Source organism: Sphingomonas sp., assembly GCF_019242355.1.
GTDB lineage: Bacteria > Pseudomonadota > Alphaproteobacteria > Sphingomonadales > Sphingomonadaceae > Sphingomicrobium.
Genome location: NZ_JAFAVR010000232.1, coordinates 1 through 4,163, shown reverse-complemented (window position 1 = coordinate 4,163; position 4,163 = coordinate 1). Strand labels below are relative to the sequence as shown.

The window sequence follows — 4,163 nt, the reverse complement described above, 5'->3', positions numbered from 1 at the left end:
ATGCACGGTCGACCTTCGCCAGGATGTCGCCCGGCAGATATGTCATCGCGTCGCAATACATCATGCGCACGACATCCGGCACCGCCTTACCAAGGTCGAGGTCGAACCGGTTGTCGCCCGGATCCGCGCCGATGACCGGCGACGCTTCGAAGCTCCATTCGTCGAGAAAGCTGCAATAGACATCGTCGAACGTGCGCGCGGTCGCGGCCACTCGGAACGCCTTCTGCAGCTTGCCGCCAAAGTGGGGTTGGCGGCGCCCGGGCAGCAGTCCGCCGAGCCCGCTCCAGATTCTCGACGGTATGCGGCTTAACGGCGCACCGGTCACTGATCGGAGCGGCTTCGGTACGCGTTGCAGTTGATCCCAAAGCCACGGCGCGACGAAATGCCGGTTGTATCCCGCGAACAGCTCGTCCCCCCCGTCTCCAGTCAACCCGACAGTCACCTGATCGCGAGCGAAGCGGCTGACGAGATAGGTCGGGATTTGCGAGGAATCGGCGAACGGCTCATCATACATGGTCGGAAGCAGCGGAATGACGTCGCTGGCCTCCGCCGCGGTCACGTACTGCTCATGATGGACCGTGCCGAGATGGGCTGCGACGCGCTTCGCATCCTCTGCCTCGTTGAATGCCGACTGCTCGAAGCCGATTGAATAGGTCCGGATCGGTATCGACGAATATTTCTGGTAGAGTGCGACAACCGTCGAGCTATCAACGCCTCCCGACAGGAAGGCCCCGACCGGAACGTCGGCCATCGATTGTCCCTGGATGGCGATCGCGAGCGCGCGTTCCAGTTCGTCGAGCGCATCCTGCTCATCGTCGATGGTGTCATCGAGCCCACGGAGCACGACATCGGCGTATGACCAGTAACGCTCGAGGCGAACTCCGTCCTCGCGACGGCCCTCCAGAGGTGCCATGGTTCGCGGGCGAGCGCTTGCCTCCCCCCTGACCGTAAGGATGCATCCGGGCAGGAGCTTGAAGACACCCTCGTAGATTGAATCCGGCGGCGGGACGTACGTCCGTGCAGCAAACGGGCCCATCGCGCGGCGGCGTATACGCGCGTTGAAGTTCGGGTGACTGGTGAGCGCCTTGAGTTCCGATCCAAACAGGAAATCCTTGCCTGCCCAGCCGTAATAAAGGGGCTTCTCGCCGAACCGGTCGCGGGCCAGGCTGAGCGTCCGCTCGTGTCGGTCCCAGAGGCCGAGCGCGAACATGCCGACACTGCGTTCGAGCGCCGCGCGCAGCCCCCAGGTGACAATCGCCTGGAGAAGGACCTCGCTGTCCGAATGGCCGCGCCATCCCTCCTCCGGCACGGCGTTCATGGCCTCGAGGTCGCGTCGGATGTCGTGATGGTTGTAGATCTCACCGTTGTAGGTCAGCACGAAGCGGCCGTTCGCGGACAGCATCGGCTGGTGACCGGCCGGCGAGAGGTCGACGATCGAGAGCCGTCGATGGCCAAGGCCGATGCCGGCGCCGCCGTCGATCCAGCAGCCGGAATCGTCCGGCCCGCGATGCGCAAGCGGCCGGGTCATGCGCAGCACGGATTGCTCCGTGACCCCAGCGGAAGACAGGATACCGGCAATTCCGCACATTCCGAGCAACAAGTCTCCTACCGTGGCTCACGTTCGGCCGGCAAACCGCGGAGCGTCGGACGACGTCGGCAAGATTAAATTCCTGTTGTTTTCTCGCCTAGTTATCCTTCGATAGCAACCCAGGCGGAGTGCGGAGACTTTGACTTACCGCCTCTTGGGCGTTTGCATCGCATTGGTCCCCCTGATACCGATACGACGTCTTCGGCCAGGCGCTCACGCCAATCTGCGGTACAGGAATGCCAGTCGAGATCTTCCCGAATTGCGCGCTGTATCCGCTGGATGTCCTGGGCGATGAGCGAGGCAGCCTGATCGCCATTGAGGGCGGTAGGGACGTTCCCTTCGAAATCGCGCGCGTCTACTACATCTTCGGGACACAGCCCGACGTCGAACGCGGTTTCCACGCGCATCGGGACCTCAATCAATATGCCGTCTGCGTCACCGGCAGCTGCACGGTCATGGTGGATAATGGAAGCGAACGACGGACGATTGCGCTGGGCCGTCCCGACGAGGCGCTCCGCCTCGGTCCGATGATCTGGCACGAGATGCGCGATTTCAGTCCGGACTGTGTCCTGATGGTGCTTGCGGACGCGCATTATGAAGAAGCGGACTACATCCGGGACTACGACCAATTCGTCGTAGCCGCCGGGCTCGGTCGATGACGGTCCCGATCCTCGAGCTGTACCCGGCTTATGAGGAGCTTCGCGACGAGATCGATGCGGCGATGCTTCGGGTCGCCGAGTCTGGCTGGTATATCGGCGGCCCGGAGGTGGAGGCGTTCGAGGAAGCCTACGCACACTATTGCGGCGCAGGCCACTGCGTCGGCGTCGGCAATGGCCTCGATGCGCTCCACCTCGCGTTGAGAGCGCTCGGCGTCGGACCCGGCGACGAGGTCATCGTCGCCAGCAACAGCTATATCGCCACGTTGCTCGCCGTCAGCATGACGGGAGCCACGCCCGTCCTCGTCGAGCCAGACGCTGCAACGCATAACCTCGACCCGTCGCGGATCGAGGCCGCCATCACCGGCCGTACGAAGGCGCTGCTGCCCACCCACCTTTACGGCCAGCCCGCCGATCTCGATCCAATGCTCGACATTGCCCGCCGCCACGGACTGCGCCTTGTCGAGGACGCCGCCCAGGCGCACGGCGCACGCTACAAGGGACGGCGCGTTGGAAGCCACGGCGATGCGGTCGCCTGGAGCTTCTACCCAAGCAAGAACCTGGGTGCGATGGGGGACGCCGGGGCTGTCACCACGAACGATCGCGAACTTGCCACTCGCGTCCGCATGCTCGGCAATTACGGATCGTCGACGCGCTATGTGAACGAGGTGAAGGGCGTCAATTCGCGCCTCGATCCGCTTCAGGCGGCCATCCTGCGCGTCAAGCTGTCGCGCCTCGACGAGTGGAACGGTCGCCGGCGCGCCGTCGCATCAACTTATACCGCCGAACTGGCCGCAACCGGGCTCGCGCTCCCGTTCGTTCCCAACTGGGCCGATCCTGTGTGGCACCTTTATGTGGTGCAGGCGCCTGATCGCGATGAGCTGCAAGCGCGTCTCGATGGCAAGGTGCAGACGCAAATCCACTATCGGATCCCGCCGCACCTGCAGGGTGCCTATAGCGAGCTCGGCTTCACTCCGGGCAGCTTCCCGGTTGCCGAGCGCTTGGCGAATCGAGTGCTTAGCTTGCCGATCGGTCCGCATCTTTCGCAGGCCGACGTCGACCTCGTGATCAGGGCGATAACGAGACGGAGCTCGCCTTAGAGATCGCCCGAGATGGTCTCCTGCAACAGGCAGCGGCCGCCGAACGATTCCTTCTGCCACAGCAGGCCTTCGTTGATCTCCTCGCCGTCCATCGAGGTACCGAAGCTGAACCAGCCTGCACCCGCCGCCGCGGCTTCCTGCATGGCCGAGGCGATAACGAGGTCGAGCGCATTCGACCGCCGGCCGGCCTCACCCGACGCAAGATATTGCGTGTGCCAGACCTCGTCGTAACGAAACAGAACTGCGCCCGACACCACGGCCCCGTCCAGCCGGGCGGCGCGCACCAGGATTCGATCCGGAAAATTTCGCTGCAGTGCCTGCAACTCTGCAATGGAATGCACGGGGACTGCATCGTGACGTCTCGCAAGCACGTCTGCCAACAGTGGATAGAAGAGATTGAGCCCAATCTCTTCGACCGTCACGCCAAGCTTCTTCGCTCTGAGAATGTCGCGCTGCTTGCTCTTCGAGATCGACGATGGCCCGCCGAGCCTGACGATGCTCGACACGTCGCGGCGCACGACGTGGAAGTTTCGCCTCAGGAAAGCCAGTTCCGCGTCCTGTGAGGGATGGCTCGCGAACGGCGGGGGAAGCACCCGAACCGTTAGCTTCCGGGCCCCCCATTCGTGCAGCTTGCCGAGTAGCGCTTCTCCTGCGTCGAGCACCGCGCTCGTCCTGACGGCGCGCCGGACGACGAGGCCGCCGAACGTCAGTCCGCCATGACTGTGCACGTGGCCCTCCATGATCGAGGCCGGAAAGATGATCGCCGGACGGCCGTCGACGAGGATCAGTGCAGAGCAATCCTCGAACCGATCGGCATGA

General features: G+C 63.8%; 4 protein-coding genes. 2 read left to right on the top strand and 2 right to left on the bottom strand.

The window, feature by feature from the left end:
- On the bottom strand, positions 1 to 1,528 hold a 1,528-nt coding region (gene asnB, locus JOZ79_RS11480), incomplete at its 3' end, for an asparagine synthase (glutamine-hydrolyzing) (RefSeq protein ID WP_294074246.1).
- 296 nt (positions 1,529 to 1,824) lie between these two features.
- On the opposite strand from asnB, the gene JOZ79_RS11475 reads away from it, so the two are divergent.
- Together JOZ79_RS11475 and JOZ79_RS11470 are read left to right on the top strand one after the other, a co-directional pair.
- Positions 1,825 to 2,247: an FdtA/QdtA family cupin domain-containing protein gene (locus JOZ79_RS11475; protein ID WP_294074244.1), complete on the top strand. Its 423-nt coding sequence runs from the start codon at positions 1,825 to 1,827 to the stop codon at positions 2,245 to 2,247.
- On the top strand, positions 2,244 to 3,344 hold the full coding sequence (locus JOZ79_RS11470; protein WP_294074243.1) for a DegT/DnrJ/EryC1/StrS family aminotransferase: 1,101 nt from the start codon (positions 2,244 to 2,246) through the stop codon (positions 3,342 to 3,344). The genes JOZ79_RS11475 and JOZ79_RS11470 overlap by 4 nt, the downstream gene beginning before the upstream one ends.
- Here JOZ79_RS11470 and JOZ79_RS11465 read toward each other — a convergent pair.
- The coding region (locus tag JOZ79_RS11465; protein ID WP_294074241.1) for a GNAT family N-acetyltransferase at positions 3,341 to 4,163 on the bottom strand (823 nt) is incomplete at its 5' end. The genes JOZ79_RS11470 and JOZ79_RS11465 overlap by 4 nt on opposite strands.

Bases quoted from the DNA above. Each gene is read 5' to 3' on its own strand.
- JOZ79_RS11475 (WP_294074244.1), top strand. From the start codon at position 1,825: ATGCCAGTCGAGATCTTCCCGAATTGCGCGCTGTATCCGCTGGATGTC.
- JOZ79_RS11470 (WP_294074243.1), top strand. From the start codon at position 2,244: ATGACGGTCCCGATCCTCGAGCTGTACCCGGCTTATGAGGAGCTTCGC.